This window comes from Calothrix sp. FACHB-168 (genome assembly GCF_963889195.1).
GTDB lineage: Bacteria > Cyanobacteriota > Cyanobacteriia > Cyanobacteriales > Nostocaceae > Aulosira > Aulosira anomala_A.
Genome location: NZ_CAWPNJ010000063.1, coordinates 127,609 through 149,230 on the forward strand (window position 1 = coordinate 127,609; position 21,622 = coordinate 149,230).

The following is a 21,622-nucleotide window of genomic DNA, read 5'->3' on the forward strand; positions in this document are numbered from 1 at the left end:
TTGGAAGGAGTTATAGACTGAAACTATGCTTATACACAAGATTTAAACGCAATTTTCAATGTGAGGTGTTATACAGCGAGTAGGGTAACTCCGAAAAATAAATTATTCCGCTTCAAGTTGTTGACTGTTAACTGTTGACTGTTGACTGTTATCAGGGAATATTTTTTACTGGGAAGTCCGTAGGCGCATTTTAGCCAGTTAGTTGAAGATTTAAATGTGATGAAGACAGAAGCAAAAGAATTGGCACAAAAGATTGTAGAAAAAAAGAAATATAGATCGGATAGGGTGCGGGATCATTTGGCAAATGAACGTACTTATTTAGCCTGGATGCGAAGTGGGATTGCGCTCATGGGTTTTGGGGTGTTAATTGTCCGCTTGCGGATTATTCGTCCGCCTTTAGCACCGCAACCGCCTGGTAGTGGTTGGAAGTTGGGTTTAGCCTTTGCGTTGGTTGGCGTGTTAACAGTGTTACTTTCAACTCAGCATTATTTCGCAGTTCGTCGCGATATTGACGAGGATACTTATCAACCTCCAGACCGTTGGATATTGCTTGCTAGCTTGGCTGTAGTTCTTCTCGGTGGTGGTGTACTCTATTATGTGTTCACTGTGCCTCTAGATTATTTGAATAGTTTTATACTGGAGTGATGGATTTTATTGATCGTTAACTCTACAGACAATTTATGCTTTTACTTTTTTTGCTCCCTGTGGCTGCGCTGAGGGAGCAAATTTTGCTTTTGGCGAGACATCAATATACAGCAGATTTCAGGTAAATGAGGTACGCGCTTCGGGGCATGGCAGTGCCAGTGCCCCTACAATCAACGATATAATCTGTACTTCACCAACTGGCAATCTGCTGTATTCTAGAGGGCAAGGTAATGCCCATTGGTGTCAACTTCAGATAAAAATAGCCTCTGTACAAGCGTCACCCGCCTTGGAATGAATTCCAAGGCTAATAGCCAAAGTCTACTGAAGTAGACTCAAGATTTTGAGGATATTTAGTCATCTTGAGATGACTTTGGCTATTAGCAAGGAACTGAAGTTCCTTGTGGTAAACGGGGTTCACGCTAAGTTTATCGCATTCTTTTTTTCAAATTTGTATAAATACTATTTGTCTATCGGATTACAGTGGTTTAGTACTTGCGGTTTTGCGATGGATGTGACATACTCAAAAAAATAAGCCCATTAATCGACCGATTTACCGTATTTTAAAATCAAGCTTTTAGTTGGAGATGCTATCAGCACCTCTATTGATTGTGGTGTAAGGAATTAATTATGCTCAAAGATGCACAAGGACTGATTGTCACGACAGATTCAGCCAAAGCGATCGCGGCTATTAATAATTTTATCGAGCAAGCGCTTGGCTATGGCAGAGATGCAGAAACAGCGATTTTGCAAGCTATTGCAGCCGATCCCACTTGTGCATTAGCTCACGCTTATGCAGCAGCTTATTATTTGAGTCAAGAAAATAGTCAAGCTTGGAAGCAAGCACAACCATATCTGCAAGCTGCACAACAATATTTAGCTCAGACAACGACGAGAGAAAAGTTATATGTGCAGGCTATTTTAGCTTGGGCAAATCAGCAGATTGATGTGGCGATCGCAATTCACGAAGAAATCACTGATAAATTTCCCCGCGATTTAATCTCGGTACAACAGGGACAATATCATTATTTTTACATAGGCGATAAAGATAAATTATTACAAATTGCGCAGAAGGTTTTACCAAGTAATTTAGAACAGCATTATTTATATGGGATGGTGGCGTTTGGTTTAGAACAATGTCACCAACTGGATGCAGCAGAAAAAATAGCGCGTCAAGCGATCGCTCTTAATAAATACGATCCTTGGGCGCATCATGCGATCGCTCATGTAATGGAAACTCAGGGAAGAGTTAATGAGGGTATAGCTTGGATGGAGGCTTTTGCAGATACCTGGGAAAACTGCAACTCTATGCTTTACACTCATAACTGGTGGCATATTGCACTGTATTATTTAGAGCAAAAAAACTACCAAAAAGTACTTAAGCTTTACGATACTCATATTTGGGAACGTGCAAACAAACAATCGCCTAAAGACCAAGTAGGGGCAATTTCATTGTTATTGCGTTTAGAATTACGCCGGGTAAATGTGAGCGATCGCTGGCAAGATATGAGTAATTATCTTGACAACCGCATTGGCGAACATGCATTACCATTTCAAGACTTGCATTATGTCTACGCCTTTGCCAAAGCTGGATATCATCAACGAGCAAATCAGATGTTAGAGAGTATGCAACACCATGCTTTGACTATCAATCCTTTCCTCCGAAGAGGTTGGTTAGAGGTAGCAATCCCCGCAGCTAGAGGAATGGTAGCTCATGCTCAAGGTGATTTCTATAGAACAGTTGTAGAACTCAAGCCTGTATTGTCGCGCCTCCAGGAAATTGGCGGTAGTCATGCACAGCGAGTATTGTTTGAGCAAGTTTATCAAGATGCTCTATTTTTGGCACAACAGCAGAATCGGATTTACGGGATTACAGCTTAATGGAAAGTAACAAAATTTACATGCTTTTGGTCTATCGCATTACAGCTATTTTCAGGTAAATAGACCACGCTGTAGGGGCACGGCACCGACAATCTTTTGGTACATACAATAATTTGACTAGTGCCGTGCCCCTACGACAGATCTGGTTTAAATAGGTGAAAACTGCTGTAATTTTGAAGGTTAAAAAACGAACCGCAAAGACACTAAGGGCACAAAGGAAGAGAAATCAAGAAGAGTTCACCGCATATACAGCGTATTTCAGGTAAATGAGGTACACAGGTAGGGGCATGTCAGTGCCATGCCCTTACAATTATCTATACTTCCAGCGTGAAATTTTATATTTAAGACAAGCTTACACAAGCGCGGGTACGGTAAATTTGGTTAAGTATTTGATAATCTTCTAATTCAACCGCAGCAAAACGCTTAACTCCAAATTCTGCCATGATTGCTTGCAACTCTGCATCAGGTTGGAGTAATGCTAACCGCATTTGTTCAATTACAGCAATACCTAAACGCTGTGCTACTACTAACGGTGGCATAGGAGAAGGGCCTAAAACATCCACCACACGCAAATGCTGTGATAATTCCGGAGAATTTTCTAATTCCTGTTCTAATACCACGCTGTCAATCGCTGCACAATCTGCTAATCCCTCTACTACCCAGCGAATTGAACGCTGATGAAAGCCAGATTGTATAGTCTTACCAAAGAAATTTTCCGGATCTGTTTCTTGAAGTAAGCGATGACAGAGTAAATTGTAACCACTGTTAGAACCTGCATCGTTATAGCAAAATGTTTTACCCGATAAATCTGCAAACTTCTGGATATGACTACGAGCGTTGACAATCACATCTGCATAGTAAATCGGCAAGTTGTGATAGCGTGATGATGTCATCACAGGTGCAACTAATGTCTGCAATTGGTGAGAGACTATTTGACTATAGCGAATTAGTGGTAAGCCACAAATAAAAGCTAGGTCTATTTGGTCTTGAAATAACTTTGGATCTTCTAAGGGATCGATTTGGCTTTGCTGTAGTTGGGTTTCTAGTGGTAAAATCCGACTTAAATAAGCTGCGATCGCTTGATAAAATCCGAACCAATTAGGCGCTAGGTAAGATACAATTCGTAACCTTTTATCTATATTCATTTTTTTCGACAACAGGATGATGCTGAGATAATTGGGTTAACTTCTTAGCAGAAACATAGATGTATAAAAAACCCAAACTGCCAAAGGTTAGCATCATCATACCCAAAACTGTTGTATACCCTTTAGTATGCCACCATAGCCTTTGTAACAAGGCTGCGATCGCTAGTGGTTTCTTTGAGAATAAAGGGCGATTTACTGTTTGATTGTCTGGGATACTGATGTTTTGGGCTAATGCCATTTCGCTGTCTTCCTTGAATGCAAAAATAAAATACTCTAAGTCGATAGATTTAATGTACATTATAAACTATATCAGCCCAATGCCAGAATTCAAAATTCCCTAATTCGAGTAAGCTAAGGCTGAAAATTCCCTGTAACAATCCCAAAAGCCCTATGACTCGTAGTAAAACCCTGCATCTATCCAACGAACTTTATGAGTATCTGTTGTCTATTTCTTTGCGCGAACCAGAATTACTCTTCAAGCTGCGGGAAGAGACAGCGCGTCATCCCAGAGCAAATATGCAGGTAGCGCCGGAACAAGGACAGTTTCTCGGTTTTTTAGTTAAGCTGATTGGCGCAAAGAAAACTCTGGAGTTAGGAGTTTTCACAGGTTATAGTTCTTTAAGCGTTGCTTTGGCGTTACCAGCTGACGGTAAAATCATTGCTTGTGATGTGAGTGAAGAATTTACCGATATTGCTCGGCGTTATTGGCAAGCAGCTGGTGTAGTAGATAAAATCGACCTGCGATTAGCTCCAGCGACGGAGACTTTGGATAAATTATTATCAGCAGGTGAAGCAGAAACCTTTGATTTTGCCTTTATTGATGCCGATAAGGAAAACTATTATGCTTATTACGAAAGAGTGTTACAGTTAATTAGACCAGGTGGATTAATTGCTGTTGATAACGTACTCTGGTCTGGACGAGCAGCAAACGCAGATGTGCAAGACTCTGCTACTAATGCGATTCGAGAGTTTAATCAAAAACTGCATCAAGATGAGCGGATAGATTTAAGCTTGATTTCCATAGCCGATGGATTGACTTTAGCAATTAAGCGTTGATGAATCATGACAAATAAATTAGACGGCAAAGTTGCAATTATTACCGGGGCTTCTTCCGGTATTGGCGAAGCTACAGCCATAGCGCTTGCAAATGAAGGTGCAACAGTGGTATTGGCGGCGCGTAGAGGCGATCGCTTAAATGCACTGGCAGAAAAAATTGCTACCACTGGTGGTAAAGCTCTACCCATTATTACTGATGTTACAGATGAAGCTCAAGTACAGAATTTAGTCCACAAGACAAAAACAGAATTTGGGCGGATAGATATCCTGGTGAATAATGCAGGGATTGCGGCTGTCGGTGCTATTGATGGGGGAAATACCGCAGATTGGAAGGATATGATTAATCTCAATTTATTGGGATTGCTTTATGTTACCCATGCCGTCTTACCAATTTTAAAAGCTCAAGGTGCGGGGCATATCGTAAATATTTCATCGGTAGCTGGGCGCACGGCAAGAGCGGGAGTTGGTGTATATAACGCTACTAAATGGGGCGTGAACGGTTTTTCAGAAGCCTTGCGCCAAGAAGTTTACCAGGATAATATCCGCGTAACCATTATTGAACCTGGTTTAGTGAATACGGAAATTAACGATCGCATTTCCGATCCTATAGCCAAACAAAACATCGAAGAACGCCGTCGTTCGCTGACGCCTTTAGAAAGTGAAGATATTGCGGCCGCGATCGCTTATGCTGTGACACAACCGCCACGTGTCAACGTGAATGAGATTCTGATTCGCCCAACATTGCAATATTGGTAAATTTTTCAGTAATAAAGGAAAAAGGAAATTTTACTTACTAGTAATTCCTAATTCCTTTTTGGATTTTTTTAACTGCTTCCACACTGTTTTAATCTGCTCGTAAGCTTCCTCTGGTGAAAGTTTACCGTTGGTTTCGAGGCTGGAGATATAACCAACTTTGTGTGAAAATTCTTGGAGATTGGCATTAAATACCAAATTCTCTGGTTTTACTTGCCCATAGTAACGGCTACGAGGATAGGTAAATTTATCTTTGTTGATGCGGTTTGATTCTGTCATGGGATGTACTTAGTATTAATCTCGACGGAAAAATAGTAGCAAGTCTTAAATTTCCTGACATTGCTACTTTCACTAAATGAGGTAGTACAGTTGAGTATTGAGTAATCAGTGAATTTCCCGGCACCGACAATCTTTTGGTACATACAATAATTTTACTGGTGCCGTGCCCCTATTACTACGACAGATGTGGTTCAAATAGGTGAAAACGACTGTAAGTTAAAAATACCTCTGTCTTAGCTTTGTCGCCCGCCTTTCGACTTCGCTCAAGGCTCATAGTCCAAGTCTACTGAAGTAGACTCAAGATTTTGAGGATATTTAGTCATCTTGAGATGACTTTGGCTATGAGCAAGGAACTTCAGTTCCTTGCGGTAAGCGGGTTTCACGTTAAGTTGACACCAATGGGCATTGCCATGCCCTCCATAATATATTGATGTGTCGCTTTAGTCCGCAAATCAGGAGTGAAATCCTGACTACAAAATTGCCTGATGCGCGATCGCCTGAGGTGGTTTGTAGCTCAATAAAGACTCCTGAAATTCTTCTCTACTTATGGCTGATTGCTCTTGCGTTTGTCTGGCTGCTGCTTCGGCTTCTGTTTCGTAATAGCGCATCTCACCTATGGCACTACGGGTTTGAATGCTTTGGGTACGGGGAATGCGGCGCTGTTCGTAGTTAGTTAAGGCTGCTGGTAAACTCGATGCTTGAGATAAGGAGTATGCTAGTTCATAAGCATCTTCAAACGTGCTATTTGCGCCTTGTCCTAAAGCCGGAGCCATTGGATGAGCTGCATCACCTAATAAGGTGACTCTTCCTTGACTCCAGGAATTAATTGGTAACCGATCGCAAATCGGCCCTTCTAAAATTCGCTCTGCTGGTGTGGCTTCGACTAATGCGCGTAATGATTCTCCCCAATCGGTTATGTAAGAGAGAATCCGTGATTTTACAGCAGCTGGATTTTCCGAAAGACTATTATCTAATGATAAGCGACGATACAACCAGGCAATATGACCGTCACCAACATTTAACAGGTACATAAAATCTCGATTCCCTTTAACAAAACCGAGTTCGCTGGGATTTAGCACCTGTTGATTGCATTTAATCACAGCACGCCAAGACATGCTTTCTAAATAGCGTGGTTTGCCATCTTGAATTAAAACTTCGCGAATGACAGAATTGATGCCATCAGCACCAATCAATAAGTCTGCACTTACCACAGAACCATTATCAAAATATATTTCTACGCCACTGTCATTTTGTTGAAAACCAAGACAACGATGATTAAGATGAATGATATCAGCTGGTAATTGAGAAGCAAGCACTTGCTGTAAACGCCACCACCATACAGTTACTAATGGCTGACCGTATTTATCTTGATACCTGCTGGCTGGATTAGTGCGAATTGTTTCCCCTTGGTTGTTTTTCAAAACGGTTGTAATTACTTCACAGCCTGAATCTTTAATTAATGTGACGAGTTCAGGTGCGATCGCTTGGAGAAAGTTCAAGCCATTGGGAAGTAAACCCAATCCACCGCCTACAGGACGGAAATCTTGTGCTTTTTCGTATACTTGGACGTTGTACCCTAATTTGCGGAGTGCTACAGCTACAGCTAATCCCCCAAGCCCAGCACCAATAATTGCAACTTTTTGCACCAGTGGTTTTGATGTTTGCTCAAGCTGAGTTTTTTCTTGTGCGCTTGCAGGTGGATGCATAATTTATTTCCGTACCTTTGCTAAAACAAGATATTTCTCTGACTCTAATCATTTGTTGTATTCTAGAGCAACTGACAACTGTACAGATGTGATTAATTGCGTCTGTGATAACTGACACGAAGAGATAATCTGCATGAGTGGGTGCTATACATATCTACTGTCGTTTAATTCCACCGTTAACGTCATGATATGGGGGTTTGTATGCGAGTAAATGCGATCGCCATGACTTTGGTAATGTCACTGGCTGGGGCGCAGGTTGTCTATGGGCAAAATCCTGACATCACCAGTGAAGCCTTTATGAAGGCGGCGCTAGTGGTAAGAGCATTTGATTACTTTGCTAGCCAATGTCAGCAAGGTAGCGGCTTTACTGCTGGAGATGCGGCTAAAGTTCAAGCTTGGGAAAAAGCCAACGGTGTCGCCCAAATCCGCGCGCGTTTACCGGAATTCGATAAATACCCTACTCAAAAACAACAACTAGACACAGCTTTAGAAGCAATTATTAAACCAGTTACCAGTCAACGCGCCAATGTAGATGTTTGTACTATAGCTGTATCCCTGTCACAATTACCCGATGCTCAATTTGCTAAGGTATCGCCGCAAATCATCTCAGCAGGAAGTAAACCACCGAAAACGCCGAAAAAAGCTCCGCAACAAGCTGCGAAAAAACCTGAAGCTGTTACTTCCTCAGGAGATAACGAAATTGTTAAGCAGATTGATAGCTTTGGCTTCAATTCCCGGACAAAAATGGGTATTGGTGGCTTTTTAACTACTGATATTTATCCTGTAGTGCTATTTCGTAACGGTGAGGCTTTAACTAATGTGGAAGGGCTAGCTTTTAGCGGTGGAATTGCAGCCCACAAACGTGCTAACCCAGATGAATGGACTCGTTGGCGGCGTCAAGGTGGCAAAATAGAACTAGCAAACAAAGGCGAGTGGAAAGCTTTACCTTTTTCTAAGACATATCCTAAATTACCAGATAATTTCAAACTTAACGGCTTATTTCGCTCACTTTCCGGTACAGGAAACGTAGCGATTGGCGGTAGTGATTCCGTGGTAGCATGGCAACAATATCGCTTTTTCCCCGATGGACGAGTGATACGCGGTCAAGGTGCAGGTGCAAGTAACGAATCAGTTGCTATCAACAGTGTCGCACCAAATCAGCGCGGTACTTATCGCGTTCAGGGGTTAACACTGTACATTACTTACGATGATAAATCTAGCGAGCGGCGCATTCTCATTACAGATCCGCAAGATCCCAAGAGTGTGATTTGGCTGGATGGGGTTAGCTATGTACAACGCAAGCAGTGATTCAATTTTGGATTTTAGATTTTGGATTTTGGATTCACCCCATGTATTAATAATCTATGGATGTGTCGCCAAAATTATTTGAATTTTTGAAGCGATCGCAATACTGCTCGGTTAAGCTCAAAAACCTTAACCCGCGTAGGTTGGGGAGCCACTGCGTTGGACGGGTTTCCCGGCTTGAAGCAAGTGGCGTTTGAGGAACGAAACCCAACATTTGGGTAGCTCTGTTGGGTTTCGCAGAGCCTCAACCCAACCTACAATTTTCCTTAACCGAGCAGTATTGGAAGCGATCGCATTTTCCCTGACGGAAATGAAAACTTGCTTTAAATCTATTCCCCTCACGGGGATGGAAAATGAACTATATAGGTAAGGGCACAATATATTGTGCCCTTAATGTACTCAGCAGTTTTTACAACCCATACTGTTTAAACCAAGCTTGCAAGCGGTTCCAACCGTCTTTTGCTTCTTTTTCGCGGTAGGAAGGGCGATAATCTGCATAAAAGGCATGGGGTGCATCGGGGTAGACGATAATTTGCGATTTGCTACTGCTAGACTTTAAGCGATCGCGCATTTGCTCTACTGTATCTAAAGTAATGCCTGTATCCTTACCGCCATACAATCCGAGTACGGGAACTGTTAGCTTTGCAGCAATATCTACAGGATGCTGAGGTTGCAGTTCTGTTGCATTACCTACTAGTCTGCCATACCAAGCTACACCAGCTTTTACTTGGGGATTATGTGCTGCATATAACCAAGTAATTCGCCCACCCCAGCAAAAACCCGTAATTCCCACTCTCTGGGCGTTTCCCTGAGCAGATTTTGCCGCCCAAGCTACAGTGGCATCTAAATCAGATAGTACCTGAACATCGGGGACTTTGGCTACTATCGGGCGAATTTCGTCAATATTGCTTAATTTTGACACATCACCCTGACGGACAAATAATTCAGGTGCGATCGCTAAATATCCCAACTTAGCAAAGCGGCGGGTAATATCTTGAATATGCTCGTGTACGCCAAAGATTTCTTGAATCACCAGCACAATCGGGAAATTCTCCCCTGTTGCTGGCTGCGCTCTATAAGCGGGAATTTCTCCATCTGCTACAGGAATTTTCACCGCACCTGCGACTAATCCTTGAGAATCGGTGGTGATGACTTTCGCTGTCACAGGCTGTACTGCTAACGCAAAGCCTGTAGCAAGGCTAGCAGTTGCGATAAAGTTGCGACGTGTTATTTCTTTGATCATCTTTATGCCTTCAGCTATCCAGGTTTGATTTTATGATGTCAGGGGTAGAAACTAGGGCTAAGTGTTAGGGATGAGCAGCTAGTCAAGGTGATGTTTCACAGTTTTGTGCTGTTGAAACAAATACAACCTTGCTTAGTTACACTAACTATTAGTTTTACATAAATTTACATATTCAGATATAGCTCAGATATACGTCAAAATTTTGAGCCTACTTTAGTAGACTTGAGCTTTGGCTGTGAAAATTCATTCTCAGGGGTTTCTAAGCTACAAAATTTTAATTATTGTGGTAATAATATTGAGAAGCGCTTTGTTGCGGTGATAAAAGTTTATCTATAGATTCTTCCTTCAGAGAAAAATACCCGATCGAAGCAAAATCTTGTAGCGCGATCGCTTTTCCACAAACTGCACTTTCAGCGTAGATACTTAGGGGTATACCCCCACCACAGTGAAGGCGACAAACAATAAAAGCTATTAAATGAACAAAATTAAGCGGGCTTAAGCTTAATTTAAGTGAGAAATTTCCTGTTGTCTTTGAATGCGTAACATTTGCAGGTTGTAGATACAATCATCAACTAGCCTGTCATCATGCAAATTTTCAGCAATTTTGTTTAAATAATATTCAATTTCTAAAACATATAAGCCATTCGCTGAATATTTGAGCCTTTCACGCATCAAATCTACCCATAATACTGTTTCTTGTTGTTTTTTACTCATAAAATGTTTCTCTTTTATTTAGCCAATAGATTGTTGACTACTAATTTCATAAATTAAATAATATCTGCTGCTTCAGTAAAAGGTGTACGTATTTTTACCATAAAAAATTATTAAAGTGTATAATCTATTTAAACATATCTTGGCTAAAAGCGCTTTTAAATTGCTAATGTGTTTTTTATTAAAATATTTGTTAACAAAAAATTAAGATATAAAAAAGATATGTGATTGATTTAAAAATTTAAAAAATCATGAGTAACGCAGAGCATAACCCTGCTATATCCATAGGAATTGTCATATTTCCTAATATAACGCAGTTAGATTTTACCGGGCCTTATGAAGTTTTTGCGAAATTACCAAATACAAAGTTATACCTACTAGCAGAAACTCTAGAACCAATCCCAAGCGATCGCGGTTTGAGATTTTTACCTGACACAACCTTTGCGCAATCCCCACATGTGGATGTGTTATTTATCCCTGGCGGGCCGGGTATTGATGCCAAACTAGAAGTTTTATACCAATTAAAAAAAAGAATACAACAGTAGGGGCATGGCAGTGCCATACCCCTATGTGTGTACCTCATTTACCTGAAATATGCTGTATCATCCCAGTTTGTCATTGGTCAATCAAAATACCATTCCAAATGCCACAAAAGCCTAGAAAATAAGTCTTTTGACTTTTGACTTTTAACTTTTGACTTTTAACTTTCACTCTAGTAGAAGGTTGATGATCGTAAACCAGAAGGCAAAGCCTAAAAGCAGCATCCCAAAAAGCTTATATCTTCCCCACGGGTAGCCGTACAAGTCGTCATAGTAATGAATAAAAGTTTCTGGCATGGCTAGCAGTTCATCGGCTAGCTGTTTTATTTTTCTAATCATTTTCAAACCATTCCGGGTGTTTATCTTTGTACCATCGCTGACAACCAGCCCACCACTTATAAGCACACCACCAACCATGATCTTTAATGTTGCGGTCAACTTCTAGGCAATCTTCATGCACGGTGTAAGGCAATGGTTCAGCTAATGCATATCCCCAACAGGCCCAATACCAAGCCCATTTTTTAGGCTTGCAGAACTTATTAAAGGTTACTTCTAAAGATTCCTCGTACCTTGTCCACGGCATAGGCTGGGCTTCATAAAATCCCCTAGATTCCCATGTTTGTTGCTCCCAGTGGAAGCCGTAGAAATTAACAGAGATACCCCTAGAACTGCTGGTTAGTGGTAGCACTTCAGCTTGTACTTGTGAATTAGGGTCATGCCAGCCAAAAACGCGATCGCTTTCATCGTAGAGACTGCCAACTGTGAGGCGATTAATCCATAGTTCAAGCCGGCTGTTATCTAAATGTACCAGCCGGAAGAATCGCACAATATTTAATGCTGTTTCTCTGGTGGTTTCAACCCCATACTTTTTACCCCATTCGTTAAGCTTGCGGGTGATAGTTCCCTTGAGCGCTGATAATTTTCTCATGGGTAAACTGCCGTTGATGTAGTTATCAAGCATAGTGGTAAATTTCTCAATTTCAGCATCGGGTATCATTTCACCAACTCCCGAAACAATAATCTTGCAGCATTAGCTGCAACTTTCATCCTCACCAGCTTGACCGGGCGACCGGCTGCTTTTTCTTTGTCGAGCAGTTCCCCCAATTTTTCACCAATCGAATTATTCAAGCGCGATCGCTTCACCTCAATTCTGGTAAATACCCACTGCCAGAAAGCTTTACGGCATAGGTCGCTACCGCCAATAATTTTAGATTTTTTCATGTCCCCGGATGACTCCGAACTGGGAGCCAACCCTAAAGCTTTTTGAAATCGCCGTAATGATAAATGCCGTTTGGTAGGCTTTTTGGAATTCCTTCCCGGTCGGATTCTGACTTCCGGCTGACCATCAATATCTAGGAAGGCTTCCATCGGGTAAATTTGGCTTAAAATAATCGCCTCAAGTCGCAAGCCGAAACCAAAACGCGCAAATGCAGCACGATAACGGTTAAACCGTGCATCTTCAAGCAATACCCGCAACTCTTCCTCAATGTTGAATTCTTCAGTTTGTAGATCACAAATCCTTGCGGCGTGGTGGCGAACTGTTGCAGTTATCCCCAGCCCCGCAGTCATCTTGTAAAGCAAATCATATTTTTTTGACTCGCGTAAACCTGCAAGCCAACCCCACAGCAAGGGCACATCACCAGATGCACCGCGAACTGAATTTACTAGTGCAACTTCTGGAAACTGCCACGCTAAATCCTGGCGCAAGCGGTTGATGATTGGCGACTGCACCCGGTTAAGGTGTGACAAGCGTAATACAAGTTCCCGAATCCTGACAATTGTTTCATCCCTGATTTGTACAAATCGTTTGGGATTGTTGAAATATTCCAGGTAGTAGCAAGCCAGTGCTAACGCATCCGCATCGTCATCTTTATCAGGTAATGCCAGATGCGCAGCGCGGTATGATCGTAATTCTTTATGCCCAACTAAACGCACTTCTACGCCTGCACGGGCTAGGTGAGTACCCCATAATTTAGAATAATTATTTCCCGTTGGTTCCATGACGGCGACATCTGCACCCAGTTCTAGCAACTGCTTAATTCCGGCAACAGTAGCGGGAATTTTTAAAAACTGATATTCGTAATAGAACTGGCGTACATCATCCGGTATTTCTGTTAATAGACATGCCGAAACCGAGGACTTGCTAATATCAAGCCCTAACACTTTAATCATTGCGTTTCCTCTAGGTGGTCGATTATCCCTAATGTCAATGCCTGCGAATCACCCGTAAGCCCTAACAGCTTTCTTCACTCTCAAGGCAATGCCGCAGGCTGCAACCTGCGGCGACATAGGGAGGATACAGGATATTTGGCAGTAACCGAGCTTATGAAAGTTAGAAAGCCTAAAAGCTTGATTCTCAGTGAAAGCCCTAAGTTGCTGCTGATATCTGGCGATTTGATTTGGACTCAGACCGCGACGCGATCGCAACGCGCGATCGCGTTTCGCCAGTGAGTTAGGCTGGCTCATCAGGCGTCGGATTCCTCCGAGTAATAATCAGAAAGATCCTCTTCCATAATTTGTTCTAGTTCGTTTAAAGCAGGCTCTAAAATTTCTCTGAGTTTTTCATCAATTTGGCTGTCTGCTTTTTCAACTTTGGCTATCAGGTTTAAACCCCTATCCATTTGACTTTTAATAGCCAGCAGTGAATTCCAAATTTGGTAGTAGTCCCACGATGGATCGGGTTGGGGAATGTTTTCTAAATTAGTCATGGTTAAAACGGGATTTCACTGTCAATTGAAACGCCATGCTTGGAAAGAAAAGCTTTTGCTTTTTCCCAATTATCTTTAGCTATGGCTAAGTTATGGGTTACGGTTCTTAAATCAGACTCCGCTTGATATTTTTCGTTGTTGAGTCGCTCGATTTTCTTTTGTAAATCATCAGCTCTTAGCCCTAGCTGACTATCTACAAAAGCGGCTGCAAGCTCCATCACTTCACGCGGATCATCTTCAGGTTCTACTATTAACTCAACTTTTGCACTTTTCCCTCCTTCGTTGTACAGCTTGACTGAGCGCTCATAAGTTATGGTGTTAAATTTCATAGCCAAAATGTGATAATTTTTACTTTGTGCAGAAATCAAATATCTGATTTAAGAAATGCGATCGCGTTTCCTTCCTTCTCAACGCGATCGCATTTTGATTAATTCCCGAATTCCCTCCTCAGCCGTTGCAAAAGCTGTACCCCGTCGTCATAGCGCTTCCCGGTGTAACCCAACAGTTCAGTGACGATCGCGCTGTCCGATTTGTCAGCCCCAAAACGCTGAATCATCCGCCAAATTAGCCGCGATTCCGTTGGGCTAGAATCCCCGAAACCCTCATCAGAAGCGGGTTTTGGCGATTGTTTTGGCGGTTTTTCAGTCGCGATCGCGTTTTGCGTCGATGGTTGCAGCATGGTTGAACCATAACGCTGTGTAGCTGCTTTCATGTCCCGGTATGGGGGCAGTCTAAGCGGTTGGTCATCAAGTAAAGCGTGAGACTTGTCGAGTTTTAACCACTCAACAAGCTGGTTATTTTTCAAGCTTTTTGCATGGGCTTGAGCTTTTTTACCAAGCCTGATTCTAAAGAAAGCGTCGGCTAAATCGCTTTTACCCTCAAGTCCCCAGGCTGCAACCCGGTCGTACTGAGAAAGTAGTACAGTGAAGCGTTTCGCCTTTCTTCCCCTCCTGGCGTGACGTTCTAACCATTCGCCGGCGCTGGGAACTTTTGCGGCGAGTTCTGGGTATTCTTCGGCGATGATTACTCGCTCAGTACCCAACAAAGCACCGTCTCCTTTCTCGGTTCTGAGCTTGAGTTGATTGCTTAAATCTTCCAAATCGAAAGCCATGCCTTGTTCAATCGCTGGCCAGTCTTCACCTTTGCCGATGACCTCAAGCCCCTGCCAATCTTCCGGCGTACCTTCGCACTCGTATACTTTGACACTTCCGCCTACGGTATAGGCTAGATATTGCGCTAGAGTTGACTTTCCCGTGCCCATTTCACCAATGATCATCACCTGCTTACCTTCGATAGCTGCGATGATATCGGTGATGATTTCCAACGGTTCCTCGATGACAGTGGCGCTTGCTTCAATAATTTGGGTCATGGGTACACCTGCATAAGGTAAAGCATCGTAGACTTTGAGCAGGTGTTTCACTCCAGACTCAAACCAATCACATAAAACTACCCCTAGCTTCAGGGCGTTTCGGCTAACAACTACGGAAAAAATTGCAGTTGAGAAAATAACTCGACCAATTCCCCAAGCACAGTAACGCATTAGCGTCTTGGCATTGGGTAGCTTCATTTCTACCCAGGTTGCAGTTGTGGCAGTTTTGGGAGCGCTGGGGACTTTCACCTCAATCCAGTCATTGCCGACCATGCCCATATTCCACCTCAATTTTTAAGTAAAACGGTTCATTGGCTGGTTTAAACAGAGCAATAGTGGCGAAAATTAGCGAGAGCGAGAGCAAGAGCAGTATTAGAATTTGGTTCATTCGCCCCGCTCCCGTCGTGCCTTCCAAGTTTCAGGGTATGTTTTGCGGCTGAGTTCTTTTGCTGCTTGCTGTACTTCTGGCGGCTGCTTTTTAAGTTCTTCACTGATAGCTTTTGCAGCTTCTAGCCACAGGTTTTTATCTTCATTCATCCGCCAATCCTCCGGTACATGAAGGAGTTAGAGGCGAAACCCTCACCAGCTACTAGTTCTTCCTCTGGGGTATCGGCGATGATGTCAGCCCAGCCGGTTTGGTCATTGTTGCGAATGTTGCTTTCGGCAATTTTCCCCAGTCCGGGACGGGCTGATTCAAATTCGCTGATAACTTTTTGTTCTTTGGGTGTTAACTGTCTGGCGTTAGTCATGGTACATTTTTATTCAAAGTTATTGATTGTCCTTGTCGGTTCTGGATTGAACAAGGGTATTGGTAATTTGCGAGATGCGAAAGCAGCGCCCGGAACCAACCATTAAGACTTTGCGATCCGACAATCGCACAGCCTTAGAGCGCGAAACTTTTAGCATTGGAAAGGAGCCGTCAGCAGCCAAGCTGAAGGCTTCATAGTTTTCTAGCGATGACCACTCAACGGGGGTTCTATCTACAAGTCCACTAAAAGCGACTGTAGACATATCACTGGCAGACAATGCACTGGGTAAAGATGGTAAATGACGCTTTGGTTTGTCGGTTTTACCCCTAGTATTGCTGTTGTTAGAACTGTCTTTGGTGCCATTTCTTGGCGTGTCTGTTATATCCATAGTCTGCTTATGCTGTTGCTTTGCTTGGGTCTTAAGGGGTCTTAAGGCTCATTTTTGTTGAGCCTGAAAATCTTGAAAGGCTTTATGTGCTTAAGTTTCGGTTGATTACCTCTGTTAAAATCGACTTGATTGAACGCGATCGCACTTTGGTATTCTGTGCAGTCGCTTTTTATTGGTCATTTCCAGGAGCATTGAACATGACAGAATCCTCGAAAATCTCATCTGCTAATTGCGCCGCTAAATAAAGCTGTTCTTCTTCAGAAAGCGCATCAGTAGAGAGAATAAGGTTCAAAGGGATATCGCTAAATCCCATTTCCTTGTGCTGATAAGCAATGCTAGTTTGCTCACGTGCCGCTAGGTAGATGAGGGTTTGAAATCCCAAAACCTGAGAGTGTTCAAGTTTTTGGGCAAATTCCAAAATATCAGCGCCGGCGCTTGGTATCTGGTCTATTAGTTGTTGCTGGATGTCAGCAATGTTTTGTTTGGTGAGTTTAATGATTTCGTTGGTCATTGGTCATTGGTTATTAGTTATTGGTCATTCACTCGCTAGCAGGTCTTTCCACTACAGGCTGCTATCTCTGGCGGGTTTGGAGTGAAGCGCCAGCGTACCTCTGGCGCAAAAAAGGTGCATTTTAAATGGTATTAGCGTTGTAAATGGACTTTATACGTCTAACTTTTCCTCCATCTAAGGTTTACGGTTGCCTTGCTCCCACTCGCTAGCAGGTCTTTGCATTGTCCAGGCTGCTATCTCTGGCGGGTTTGGTGTTGGGTGTTGGGCTGCATCAGGTCGGGTAACGGTGCAACGTGCAAGAACGTTGCAAGGTTTTGTCATACACAACTAGTCAATGGTTTTGTACAACAAAATTATTCCGTAATACAATATGTTGGGGATGACGTTGTGGTTTTAAAGTTAGATGGCAAGGCCGAAGAAACTAGCGGAAGACGCGATGATAGTCTCAGTTCGCATGAGCCGAGAGGACTGGGAGAATTTCGAGGTTGTGGCTCAAGCAATGGGCTACAGCAAAGCGGATGTACTCAGGATGGTAGTGCAAGGCAAAATCCCCCTAGGGCACATGCCCTCAAACGAAATCCGACTTCTGGGAAAATCCTCCAGCGTCTCAAACTAATTGAGGCTAAATACTCTGGCTATGTTGACAACCATCAGAAACAGCTTGAGGCGCAATTACAGGAAACCAAAAGTCATAAATTAGAACTTGCACAAGAGATAGCCGAATTAGAGCAAGATATTTACAACCTAATTTCAGACTCTTCTGTTAAAGAATAAGCCGTCACGCGCAAGGTGTGACGGCTTTCTATTGGGCATTAACAAGTAGTTAATAGCCTGATTCCTAGTGTTCAGAAATATTAAAAAGTCCTCGATTTCAAGGACTTTGACGACCAAATCATAGGAGATATTATGACACAAAACATAGCTAAAAACATTAACCTTGAGGTGGAAAAATGACTCAAGGTATCTATCAATTCCCCTCTGAACAATTAAATTTTCAGCCAACTAACGACCGTTTACCGCCATGCAACATAGAAGCAGAAGAAGTATTATTAGGTGGTATATTATTAGACCCAAACGCTATTTACCTCATAAAGGATAGATTAAGACCAGAACACTTTTATATCAGTGCCCATAAAGACATCTATCAAGCTTGTTTAAGGCTTTGTAAGAATGATAGACCAACTGATTTATTGACTGTTACTAACTGGTTGCAAGACCATGACATTCTTACCCGGATAGGCGGTAGAAATAAGCTTGCTACTGTAGTAGATAGAACAGTTAGCGCAGTTAACATAGATAGTTTAGCCGCTTTAATAATTGAAAAAGCTGTTCTCCGCGACTTAATTCGCACAGGTAATGAAATCATCAAACTAGGCTATTCTACCGAGTTAGAATTGCCTGAAATTCGCTCAATAGCAGGGGAAAAGATACGCTCAGTTATTGAGATGCCAATTGCCCCTAGTAAAGATGATTACCAACAATGGAAACACGATAGATTACTTGATGAACTAACCACAATTTATACAACTTGTACACAACCGTCTTTAAAACTATTAAAACTTAAAGACCTGGCTAACGAACATCATTTATCAATCAATTTCCTAGAACTTTTATACCTTAAAAGTCTCACCGCACAGTGTACGAAATTACTCACTTACAAGGAGTTGAAAGAATTAGCAGGTTCCACGGTTAGGGAATGGTTACTTAATGGCTTAGTTCCCAAAGCAACAACTATTTTGTTAGCGGCTGATGGCGGTATAGGTAAAACCAAACTTACCTATGGAATTGGCAAAGTAATCATCCAAGGTACTCAGTTTGGTAAATTCACCGCCACAGGTGAAAAGCGCAAGATTCTTTACTATCAAGGAGATGAAAGCCCCGGCGACATGGTGCAAGCCCTGGAGTCACTAGGCTACTCAGAAGATGATATTGATAAGCATGTTCGCGTTCGCTTTGGCTGGAGCGCTGAGAATATGCCAGTGCTAATCCAGGACTTGAAAGAATTTCAACCAGACTTTGTTGTTATCGACTCGCTATCAACTGCTAACAAATACTCGGTTTACCAAGAATCACAAATGGAATACGCTCGCCCCATTTTGGAGATGACCGGGCTAGCAATCCAGTACAACACCACATTTTTAATTATTCACCACACCAATCGGGAAGGTGGAGTACGCGGGACAACTGCCATCAGAAACGCGGTTAGCGAAGTCTGGACATTAGCCAAAGACAACAGCCAGTCAGCCACACCTTATGACCGGCTACTGACAATCGACAAATCACGATCGCGTTCCTCCGGTAAAAAATACCGCCTGATGTTCAACCCTGAAGACCTCAGTTTCACATTCCTGGGAGAAGACGTTGATCAGTTTGTCGCCTCAGAGCAGTCAGCCAAAGACGCGCTTTTAGATTTCTTCAAAGCTAACCGCAATGTCAAGTACACATCTAAGGAATTAGCTCACCGGCTAGGTTACTCAGACGGACACACTCGCAGCAGCTTGTCCGCTTTGTCCGCAGATGGGCTTATCAGCGCCGAGCGTCGCCTCGGTCACGCAACCAACTATTATCTAGCTTGGGAGAATGGCAACGATCACCCCGACGATCACCCCAGTAATCGACTTGAAATCCTTGCCAGGACTGAAACAGAAGCTAATTCTGCACCCTGTATCATAGAAAACTCGATCACCCTCGATCACCCCACGATCACCCCCGACGATCACCCCATCGACCTAGACGCAGCAAGCGATACAGCCGAAGGTGATCGTCTAAGTACAGAAAAAACGCTTTTTGAAAAAGTTGAGCCAGAAAAAAATAATCTGAATTTTCCACCTTCAGCCGATCACCTTCGCCCAGAACCCTCACCAGATAACAACTCTAGGGGTGATCGCGGGGGTGATCGTGAGGTGATCGTGCAGTCGCCACCTACAACCGACGAACTACCCATGATTGAAGAAAAAGCTGCTTACTGGAGTAAGTCTTTGGGATGCAAAGTAGAGATTTTTAATATTGTTGATGCTTTAGGCACTGTAGGCGCGAAAGCAGGGAAACGTTGGGTAACTCTAAACTTTGCGGACTTAAGATGCTGTGAAGAATCCCCTAGACACAATTTCTCTGTCACGGATCAAGTAGTCATTCTCTGTGGAAAACATCAAGATAAACTCGCTGTTATCTCCTCGATTGGTTCTGCTGGCATCTTTTTAAATTGCGAAGGGAAGTTGATCAAGAAGGCTTTCTTCCCACATCAGCTAGCCAAGATGTAAAAGTCCGGCATTATAACCCAGCACTTTGCTTGTCGCAAATTGCGTGATAAGCTTCGGCCGAATATGGTCTGGTACAGGAATGAGGATTTTTGTACTCCCATCAGTCGGCTGGGTTGTCTGGTGATTCCCCAGCCTTCCCCAAACCCAGTACATCAGGCTTATCTTTCACCAATTGCCTAAACTTCCGCAACTCATCCCAGGCACGGGTGTTAATGTCGAGTTCTTTCGAGTGCTGGTTTGGGTGGTGCTTGGTACGCTTGTACTCAATGTATTTTTCTATGACTTCAAGAATTAAGGAAGCATCCCCCGCTCGCTGAGGGACATCCACTAACTTGTCATTAGGTGCATCTATGGATTTAGCATACTCCATTACCTTAAATTCTAAGGCAATGGGAATTCTGACTAGTTTAGTTTTTCCACTGTTCCAACCAGATGACCAGCTTGTTTTTCTACGTCCACCCTTGCTCATGTCGATGCCTCTATTGCCTGTTACAAGGCAATAATACAAGGCTCTATTGCCTGTTACAAGGCAAAAAAAATGCGATCGCGTTTCTTGGGAATCAATCAGGGTGCATCAGCAAGAAGTGCGATCGCGGCAGTTGAAATTTGAGCTTTGCGTTATGGGTCAATCCTAATCGATGCTTGGTAGATTTCCTCGACTTCATCCCATGCCAAGTTAGCTAAATTTTCTAAGGCCATGGCCAAATCAAAGGGATGATCGTATTCTCCAGCCTGGAGCCGACCAAAGAAAATTTCAATTTGTAGAAAAAGTAATTTGGCGTTCATAAAGTCGCGATCGCCCCCCTCACCTCATCAATATCAATGTCAATGTAAGGGTCAAGCCCTTTGTTATCCCGATGTCCAGTGATTTTGCGAATCACCGATTTATCAAGTCCATTTTTCCGCAGCTTGTTTACCAGACTCCGGCGGGTAGTGTGAGTTGATATCCCCTTAGTCCCCATGCCCGCCCGGTCAGATGCTCGCTTGAGTATGTCATAAGCATTTCGCCAGGTGATCGGCTTGGTTCCACACCGCGAAGGAAAAAGCCAGACACTATTATCAGGTTCAAAATTAGCCAGCGATTCTCTCAGGTTCTCATGTACCGGGATTTCCACCGTATCCGCAGTTCCATCTGGTCGATGCTTGCGGATAATTCCCGGAAAAACCAGAGTTTGCTTGGGATGTCCCTTTTCGTCGTAAACATCGCTGACCTTCAGCTGAATGAGTGCCCCCCATCGCTCGCCAGTGTACCAGGCCAAATCCAACAGTAATTTATATTTATCCGTCCGGACTTGTTTACGAATTTTTACGAAATCACTATCAGAAATAACCGCAGCTTTTCCGCGTCTGTTATTTTTAGGCATAAGAACTAGGATT

Annotated in this window: 29 protein-coding genes; 9 read left to right on the top strand and 20 right to left on the bottom strand. The window is 42.9% G+C overall.

Annotated elements, in window-relative coordinates; genetic code table 11:
- Nucleotides 1-219: 219 nt before the first annotated feature.
- Both AACW45_RS31105 and AACW45_RS31110 read left to right on the top strand, forming a co-directional pair.
- Complete coding sequence (locus tag AACW45_RS31105; RefSeq protein ID WP_096647161.1) at nucleotides 220-645, top strand: YidH family protein; 426 nt, start codon at nucleotides 220-222, stop codon at nucleotides 643-645.
- Between the two features lie 627 nt (nucleotides 646-1,272).
- Nucleotides 1,273-2,523: a tetratricopeptide repeat protein gene (locus AACW45_RS31110; RefSeq protein WP_190629820.1), complete on the top strand. Its 1,251-nt coding sequence runs from the start codon at nucleotides 1,273-1,275 to the stop codon at nucleotides 2,521-2,523.
- A 341-nt stretch (nucleotides 2,524-2,864) separates the two neighbouring features.
- On the opposite strand, the gene AACW45_RS31115 is transcribed toward AACW45_RS31110, so the two are convergent.
- On the bottom strand, nucleotides 2,865-3,668 hold the full coding sequence (locus tag AACW45_RS31115) for a phosphate/phosphite/phosphonate ABC transporter substrate-binding protein (RefSeq protein ID WP_190629822.1): 804 nt from the start codon (nucleotides 3,666-3,668) through the stop codon (nucleotides 2,865-2,867).
- Entirely contained in the window at nucleotides 3,655-3,906 is a 252-nt protein-coding gene (locus tag AACW45_RS31120) for a hypothetical protein (RefSeq protein WP_190629824.1), read from the bottom strand. The genes AACW45_RS31115 and AACW45_RS31120 overlap by 14 nt, the downstream gene beginning before the upstream one ends.
- A gap of 152 nt (nucleotides 3,907-4,058) precedes the next feature.
- On the opposite strand from AACW45_RS31120, the gene AACW45_RS31125 reads away from it, so the two are divergent.
- Nucleotides 4,059-4,724: a class I SAM-dependent methyltransferase gene (locus AACW45_RS31125; RefSeq protein ID WP_190629826.1), complete on the top strand. Its 666-nt coding sequence runs from the start codon at nucleotides 4,059-4,061 to the stop codon at nucleotides 4,722-4,724.
- Between the two features lie 6 nt (nucleotides 4,725-4,730).
- Nucleotides 4,731-5,480 (top strand): SDR family NAD(P)-dependent oxidoreductase, encoded by a 750-nt coding sequence (locus AACW45_RS31130; protein ID WP_190629828.1) that lies wholly within the window; start codon nucleotides 4,731-4,733, stop codon nucleotides 5,478-5,480.
- Between the two features lie 30 nt (nucleotides 5,481-5,510).
- Here the strand turns inward: AACW45_RS31130 and AACW45_RS31135 are convergent, their stop codons facing one another.
- Both AACW45_RS31135 and AACW45_RS31140 read right to left on the bottom strand, forming a co-directional pair.
- Nucleotides 5,511-5,756, bottom strand: coding sequence for a DUF7219 family protein (locus AACW45_RS31135; RefSeq protein ID WP_190538486.1), 246 nt, complete (start codon nucleotides 5,754-5,756; stop codon nucleotides 5,511-5,513).
- 470 nt (nucleotides 5,757-6,226) lie between these two features.
- A complete protein-coding gene (locus AACW45_RS31140; protein ID WP_190629831.1) occupies nucleotides 6,227-7,462 on the bottom strand; it encodes an FAD-dependent oxidoreductase in 1,236 nt (411 codons plus the stop codon).
- Between the two features lie 201 nt (nucleotides 7,463-7,663).
- Between AACW45_RS31140 and AACW45_RS31145 the strand changes: the two genes are divergently transcribed.
- Both AACW45_RS31145 and AACW45_RS31150 read left to right on the top strand, forming a co-directional pair.
- On the top strand, nucleotides 7,664-8,770 hold the full coding sequence (locus tag AACW45_RS31145; RefSeq protein WP_190630012.1) for a hypothetical protein: 1,107 nt from the start codon (nucleotides 7,664-7,666) through the stop codon (nucleotides 8,768-8,770).
- A 190-nt stretch (nucleotides 8,771-8,960) separates the two neighbouring features.
- Nucleotides 8,961-9,137, top strand: coding sequence for a hypothetical protein (locus AACW45_RS31150; protein WP_190629832.1), 177 nt, complete (start codon nucleotides 8,961-8,963; stop codon nucleotides 9,135-9,137).
- Between the two features lie 39 nt (nucleotides 9,138-9,176).
- Here the strand turns inward: AACW45_RS31150 and AACW45_RS31155 are convergent, their stop codons facing one another.
- Together AACW45_RS31155 and AACW45_RS31160 are read right to left on the bottom strand one after the other, a co-directional pair.
- Nucleotides 9,177-10,007 carry a dienelactone hydrolase family protein gene (locus AACW45_RS31155; RefSeq protein WP_190630014.1) on the bottom strand — a complete coding sequence of 277 codons (831 nt, stop codon included), beginning with the start codon at nucleotides 10,005-10,007 and terminating at the stop codon, nucleotides 9,177-9,179.
- Between the two features lie 504 nt (nucleotides 10,008-10,511).
- The gene (locus AACW45_RS31160; RefSeq protein WP_190629835.1) at nucleotides 10,512-10,724 is read right to left on the bottom strand and encodes a hypothetical protein; all 213 of its coding nucleotides are present in this window, start codon (nucleotides 10,722-10,724) and stop codon (nucleotides 10,512-10,514) included.
- A 248-nt stretch (nucleotides 10,725-10,972) separates the two neighbouring features.
- Between AACW45_RS31160 and AACW45_RS31165 the strand changes: the two genes are divergently transcribed.
- Nucleotides 10,973-11,266, top strand: a complete 294-nt coding sequence (locus AACW45_RS31165; RefSeq protein ID WP_190629837.1) for a DJ-1/PfpI family protein — start codon at nucleotides 10,973-10,975, stop codon at nucleotides 11,264-11,266.
- A 325-nt stretch (nucleotides 11,267-11,591) separates the two neighbouring features.
- Here the strand turns inward: AACW45_RS31165 and AACW45_RS31170 are convergent, their stop codons facing one another.
- The 11 genes from AACW45_RS31170 to AACW45_RS31220 form a co-directional block, all read right to left on the bottom strand.
- Complete coding sequence (locus AACW45_RS31170) at nucleotides 11,592-12,257, bottom strand: hypothetical protein (RefSeq protein ID WP_190629839.1); 666 nt, start codon at nucleotides 12,255-12,257, stop codon at nucleotides 11,592-11,594.
- Nucleotides 12,254-13,432 carry an IS110 family transposase gene (locus AACW45_RS31175; RefSeq protein WP_190629841.1) on the bottom strand — a complete coding sequence of 393 codons (1,179 nt, stop codon included), beginning with the start codon at nucleotides 13,430-13,432 and terminating at the stop codon, nucleotides 12,254-12,256. The genes AACW45_RS31170 and AACW45_RS31175 overlap by 4 nt, the downstream gene beginning before the upstream one ends.
- A 48-nt stretch (nucleotides 13,433-13,480) precedes the next feature.
- Nucleotides 13,481-13,726, bottom strand: coding sequence for a hypothetical protein (locus AACW45_RS31180; protein ID WP_190629851.1), 246 nt, complete (start codon nucleotides 13,724-13,726; stop codon nucleotides 13,481-13,483).
- The gene (locus AACW45_RS31185) at nucleotides 13,726-13,968 is read right to left on the bottom strand and encodes a hypothetical protein (RefSeq protein WP_190629853.1); all 243 of its coding nucleotides are present in this window, start codon (nucleotides 13,966-13,968) and stop codon (nucleotides 13,726-13,728) included. Before AACW45_RS31185 ends, AACW45_RS31180 begins: the two co-directional genes overlap by 1 nt.
- Before the next feature lie 2 nt (nucleotides 13,969-13,970).
- Nucleotides 13,971-14,336 (bottom strand): hypothetical protein, encoded by a 366-nt coding sequence (locus AACW45_RS31190; RefSeq protein ID WP_190629856.1) that lies wholly within the window; start codon nucleotides 14,334-14,336, stop codon nucleotides 13,971-13,973.
- Nucleotides 14,337-14,395: 59 nt separating this feature from the next.
- Nucleotides 14,396-15,610 carry an ATP-binding protein gene (locus AACW45_RS31195; protein WP_190629858.1) on the bottom strand — a complete coding sequence of 405 codons (1,215 nt, stop codon included), beginning with the start codon at nucleotides 15,608-15,610 and terminating at the stop codon, nucleotides 14,396-14,398.
- A 111-nt stretch (nucleotides 15,611-15,721) separates the two neighbouring features.
- A complete protein-coding gene (locus tag AACW45_RS31200; protein ID WP_190629860.1) occupies nucleotides 15,722-15,874 on the bottom strand; it encodes a hypothetical protein in 153 nt (50 codons plus the stop codon).
- Nucleotides 15,871-16,086, bottom strand: a complete 216-nt coding sequence (locus AACW45_RS31205) for a hypothetical protein (RefSeq protein ID WP_190629862.1) — start codon at nucleotides 16,084-16,086, stop codon at nucleotides 15,871-15,873. The genes AACW45_RS31200 and AACW45_RS31205 overlap by 4 nt, the downstream gene beginning before the upstream one ends.
- 19 nt (nucleotides 16,087-16,105) lie before the next feature.
- Nucleotides 16,106-16,474, bottom strand: coding sequence for a hypothetical protein (locus tag AACW45_RS31210; protein WP_190629863.1), 369 nt, complete (start codon nucleotides 16,472-16,474; stop codon nucleotides 16,106-16,108).
- Nucleotides 16,475-16,643: 169 nt separating this feature from the next.
- Nucleotides 16,644-16,985 carry a hypothetical protein gene (locus tag AACW45_RS31215; RefSeq protein WP_190629866.1) on the bottom strand — a complete coding sequence of 114 codons (342 nt, stop codon included), beginning with the start codon at nucleotides 16,983-16,985 and terminating at the stop codon, nucleotides 16,644-16,646.
- A 174-nt stretch (nucleotides 16,986-17,159) separates the two neighbouring features.
- Nucleotides 17,160-17,306: a hypothetical protein gene (locus AACW45_RS31220; RefSeq protein ID WP_190629867.1), complete on the bottom strand. Its 147-nt coding sequence runs from the start codon at nucleotides 17,304-17,306 to the stop codon at nucleotides 17,160-17,162.
- 66 nt (nucleotides 17,307-17,372) lie between these two features.
- Between AACW45_RS31220 and AACW45_RS31225 the strand changes: the two genes are divergently transcribed.
- A complete protein-coding gene (locus AACW45_RS31225; protein WP_190629869.1) occupies nucleotides 17,373-17,759 on the top strand; it encodes a hypothetical protein in 387 nt (128 codons plus the stop codon).
- A gap of 176 nt (nucleotides 17,760-17,935) precedes the next feature.
- Entirely contained in the window at nucleotides 17,936-20,245 is a 2,310-nt protein-coding gene (locus AACW45_RS31230; RefSeq protein ID WP_190629871.1) for a DnaB-like helicase N-terminal domain-containing protein, read from the top strand.
- 100 nt (nucleotides 20,246-20,345) lie between these two features.
- On the opposite strand, the gene AACW45_RS31235 is transcribed toward AACW45_RS31230, so the two are convergent.
- From AACW45_RS31235 to AACW45_RS31245, 3 genes are all read right to left on the bottom strand, one after another.
- Nucleotides 20,346-20,714, bottom strand: coding sequence for a hypothetical protein (locus tag AACW45_RS31235; RefSeq protein ID WP_190629873.1), 369 nt, complete (start codon nucleotides 20,712-20,714; stop codon nucleotides 20,346-20,348).
- 149 nt (nucleotides 20,715-20,863) lie between these two features.
- Complete coding sequence (locus AACW45_RS31240) at nucleotides 20,864-21,031, bottom strand: hypothetical protein (protein WP_190629875.1); 168 nt, start codon at nucleotides 21,029-21,031, stop codon at nucleotides 20,864-20,866.
- Nucleotides 21,028-21,609 (bottom strand): tyrosine-type recombinase/integrase, encoded by a 582-nt coding sequence (locus tag AACW45_RS31245; RefSeq protein ID WP_190629877.1) that lies wholly within the window; start codon nucleotides 21,607-21,609, stop codon nucleotides 21,028-21,030. The genes AACW45_RS31240 and AACW45_RS31245 overlap by 4 nt, the downstream gene beginning before the upstream one ends.
- Nucleotides 21,610-21,622 lie beyond the last annotated feature (13 nt).

Excerpts from the sequence above, each read along its gene's own strand:
- AACW45_RS31140 (WP_190629831.1), bottom strand. The coding sequence starts at position 7,462 with ATGCATCCACCTGCAAGCGCACAAGAAAAAACTCAGCTTGAGCAAACA.
- AACW45_RS31105 (WP_096647161.1), top strand. The coding sequence starts at position 220 with ATGAAGACAGAAGCAAAAGAATTGGCACAAAAGATTGTAGAAAAAAAG.
- AACW45_RS31220 (WP_190629867.1), bottom strand. The coding sequence starts at position 17,306 with ATGACAAAACCTTGCAACGTTCTTGCACGTTGCACCGTTACCCGACCT.
- AACW45_RS31215 (WP_190629866.1), bottom strand. The coding sequence starts at position 16,985 with ATGACCAACGAAATCATTAAACTCACCAAACAAAACATTGCTGACATC.
- AACW45_RS31125 (WP_190629826.1), top strand. The coding sequence starts at position 4,059 with ATGACTCGTAGTAAAACCCTGCATCTATCCAACGAACTTTATGAGTAT.
- AACW45_RS31240 (WP_190629875.1), bottom strand. The coding sequence starts at position 21,031 with ATGAACGCCAAATTACTTTTTCTACAAATTGAAATTTTCTTTGGTCGG.
- AACW45_RS31145 (WP_190630012.1), top strand. The coding sequence starts at position 7,664 with ATGCGAGTAAATGCGATCGCCATGACTTTGGTAATGTCACTGGCTGGG.
- AACW45_RS31110 (WP_190629820.1), top strand. The coding sequence starts at position 1,273 with ATGCTCAAAGATGCACAAGGACTGATTGTCACGACAGATTCAGCCAAA.
- AACW45_RS31235 (WP_190629873.1), bottom strand. The coding sequence starts at position 20,714 with ATGAGCAAGGGTGGACGTAGAAAAACAAGCTGGTCATCTGGTTGGAAC.
- AACW45_RS31130 (WP_190629828.1), top strand. The coding sequence starts at position 4,731 with ATGACAAATAAATTAGACGGCAAAGTTGCAATTATTACCGGGGCTTCT.
- AACW45_RS31135 (WP_190538486.1), bottom strand. The coding sequence starts at position 5,756 with ATGACAGAATCAAACCGCATCAACAAAGATAAATTTACCTATCCTCGT.
- AACW45_RS31195 (WP_190629858.1), bottom strand. The coding sequence starts at position 15,610 with ATGGTCGGCAATGACTGGATTGAGGTGAAAGTCCCCAGCGCTCCCAAA.
- AACW45_RS31180 (WP_190629851.1), bottom strand. The coding sequence starts at position 13,726 with ATGAGCCAGCCTAACTCACTGGCGAAACGCGATCGCGCGTTGCGATCG.
- AACW45_RS31210 (WP_190629863.1), bottom strand. The coding sequence starts at position 16,474 with ATGGATATAACAGACACGCCAAGAAATGGCACCAAAGACAGTTCTAAC.
- AACW45_RS31185 (WP_190629853.1), bottom strand. The coding sequence starts at position 13,968 with ATGACTAATTTAGAAAACATTCCCCAACCCGATCCATCGTGGGACTAC.
- AACW45_RS31230 (WP_190629871.1), top strand. The coding sequence starts at position 17,936 with ATGACTCAAGGTATCTATCAATTCCCCTCTGAACAATTAAATTTTCAG.
- AACW45_RS31165 (WP_190629837.1), top strand. The coding sequence starts at position 10,973 with ATGAGTAACGCAGAGCATAACCCTGCTATATCCATAGGAATTGTCATA.
- AACW45_RS31160 (WP_190629835.1), bottom strand. The coding sequence starts at position 10,724 with ATGAGTAAAAAACAACAAGAAACAGTATTATGGGTAGATTTGATGCGT.
- AACW45_RS31200 (WP_190629860.1), bottom strand. The coding sequence starts at position 15,874 with ATGAATGAAGATAAAAACCTGTGGCTAGAAGCTGCAAAAGCTATCAGT.
- AACW45_RS31175 (WP_190629841.1), bottom strand. The coding sequence starts at position 13,432 with ATGATTAAAGTGTTAGGGCTTGATATTAGCAAGTCCTCGGTTTCGGCA.
- AACW45_RS31205 (WP_190629862.1), bottom strand. The coding sequence starts at position 16,086 with ATGACTAACGCCAGACAGTTAACACCCAAAGAACAAAAAGTTATCAGC.
- AACW45_RS31120 (WP_190629824.1), bottom strand. The coding sequence starts at position 3,906 with ATGGCATTAGCCCAAAACATCAGTATCCCAGACAATCAAACAGTAAAT.
- AACW45_RS31245 (WP_190629877.1), bottom strand. The coding sequence starts at position 21,609 with ATGCCTAAAAATAACAGACGCGGAAAAGCTGCGGTTATTTCTGATAGT.
- AACW45_RS31170 (WP_190629839.1), bottom strand. The coding sequence starts at position 12,257 with ATGATACCCGATGCTGAAATTGAGAAATTTACCACTATGCTTGATAAC.
- AACW45_RS31115 (WP_190629822.1), bottom strand. The coding sequence starts at position 3,668 with ATGAATATAGATAAAAGGTTACGAATTGTATCTTACCTAGCGCCTAAT.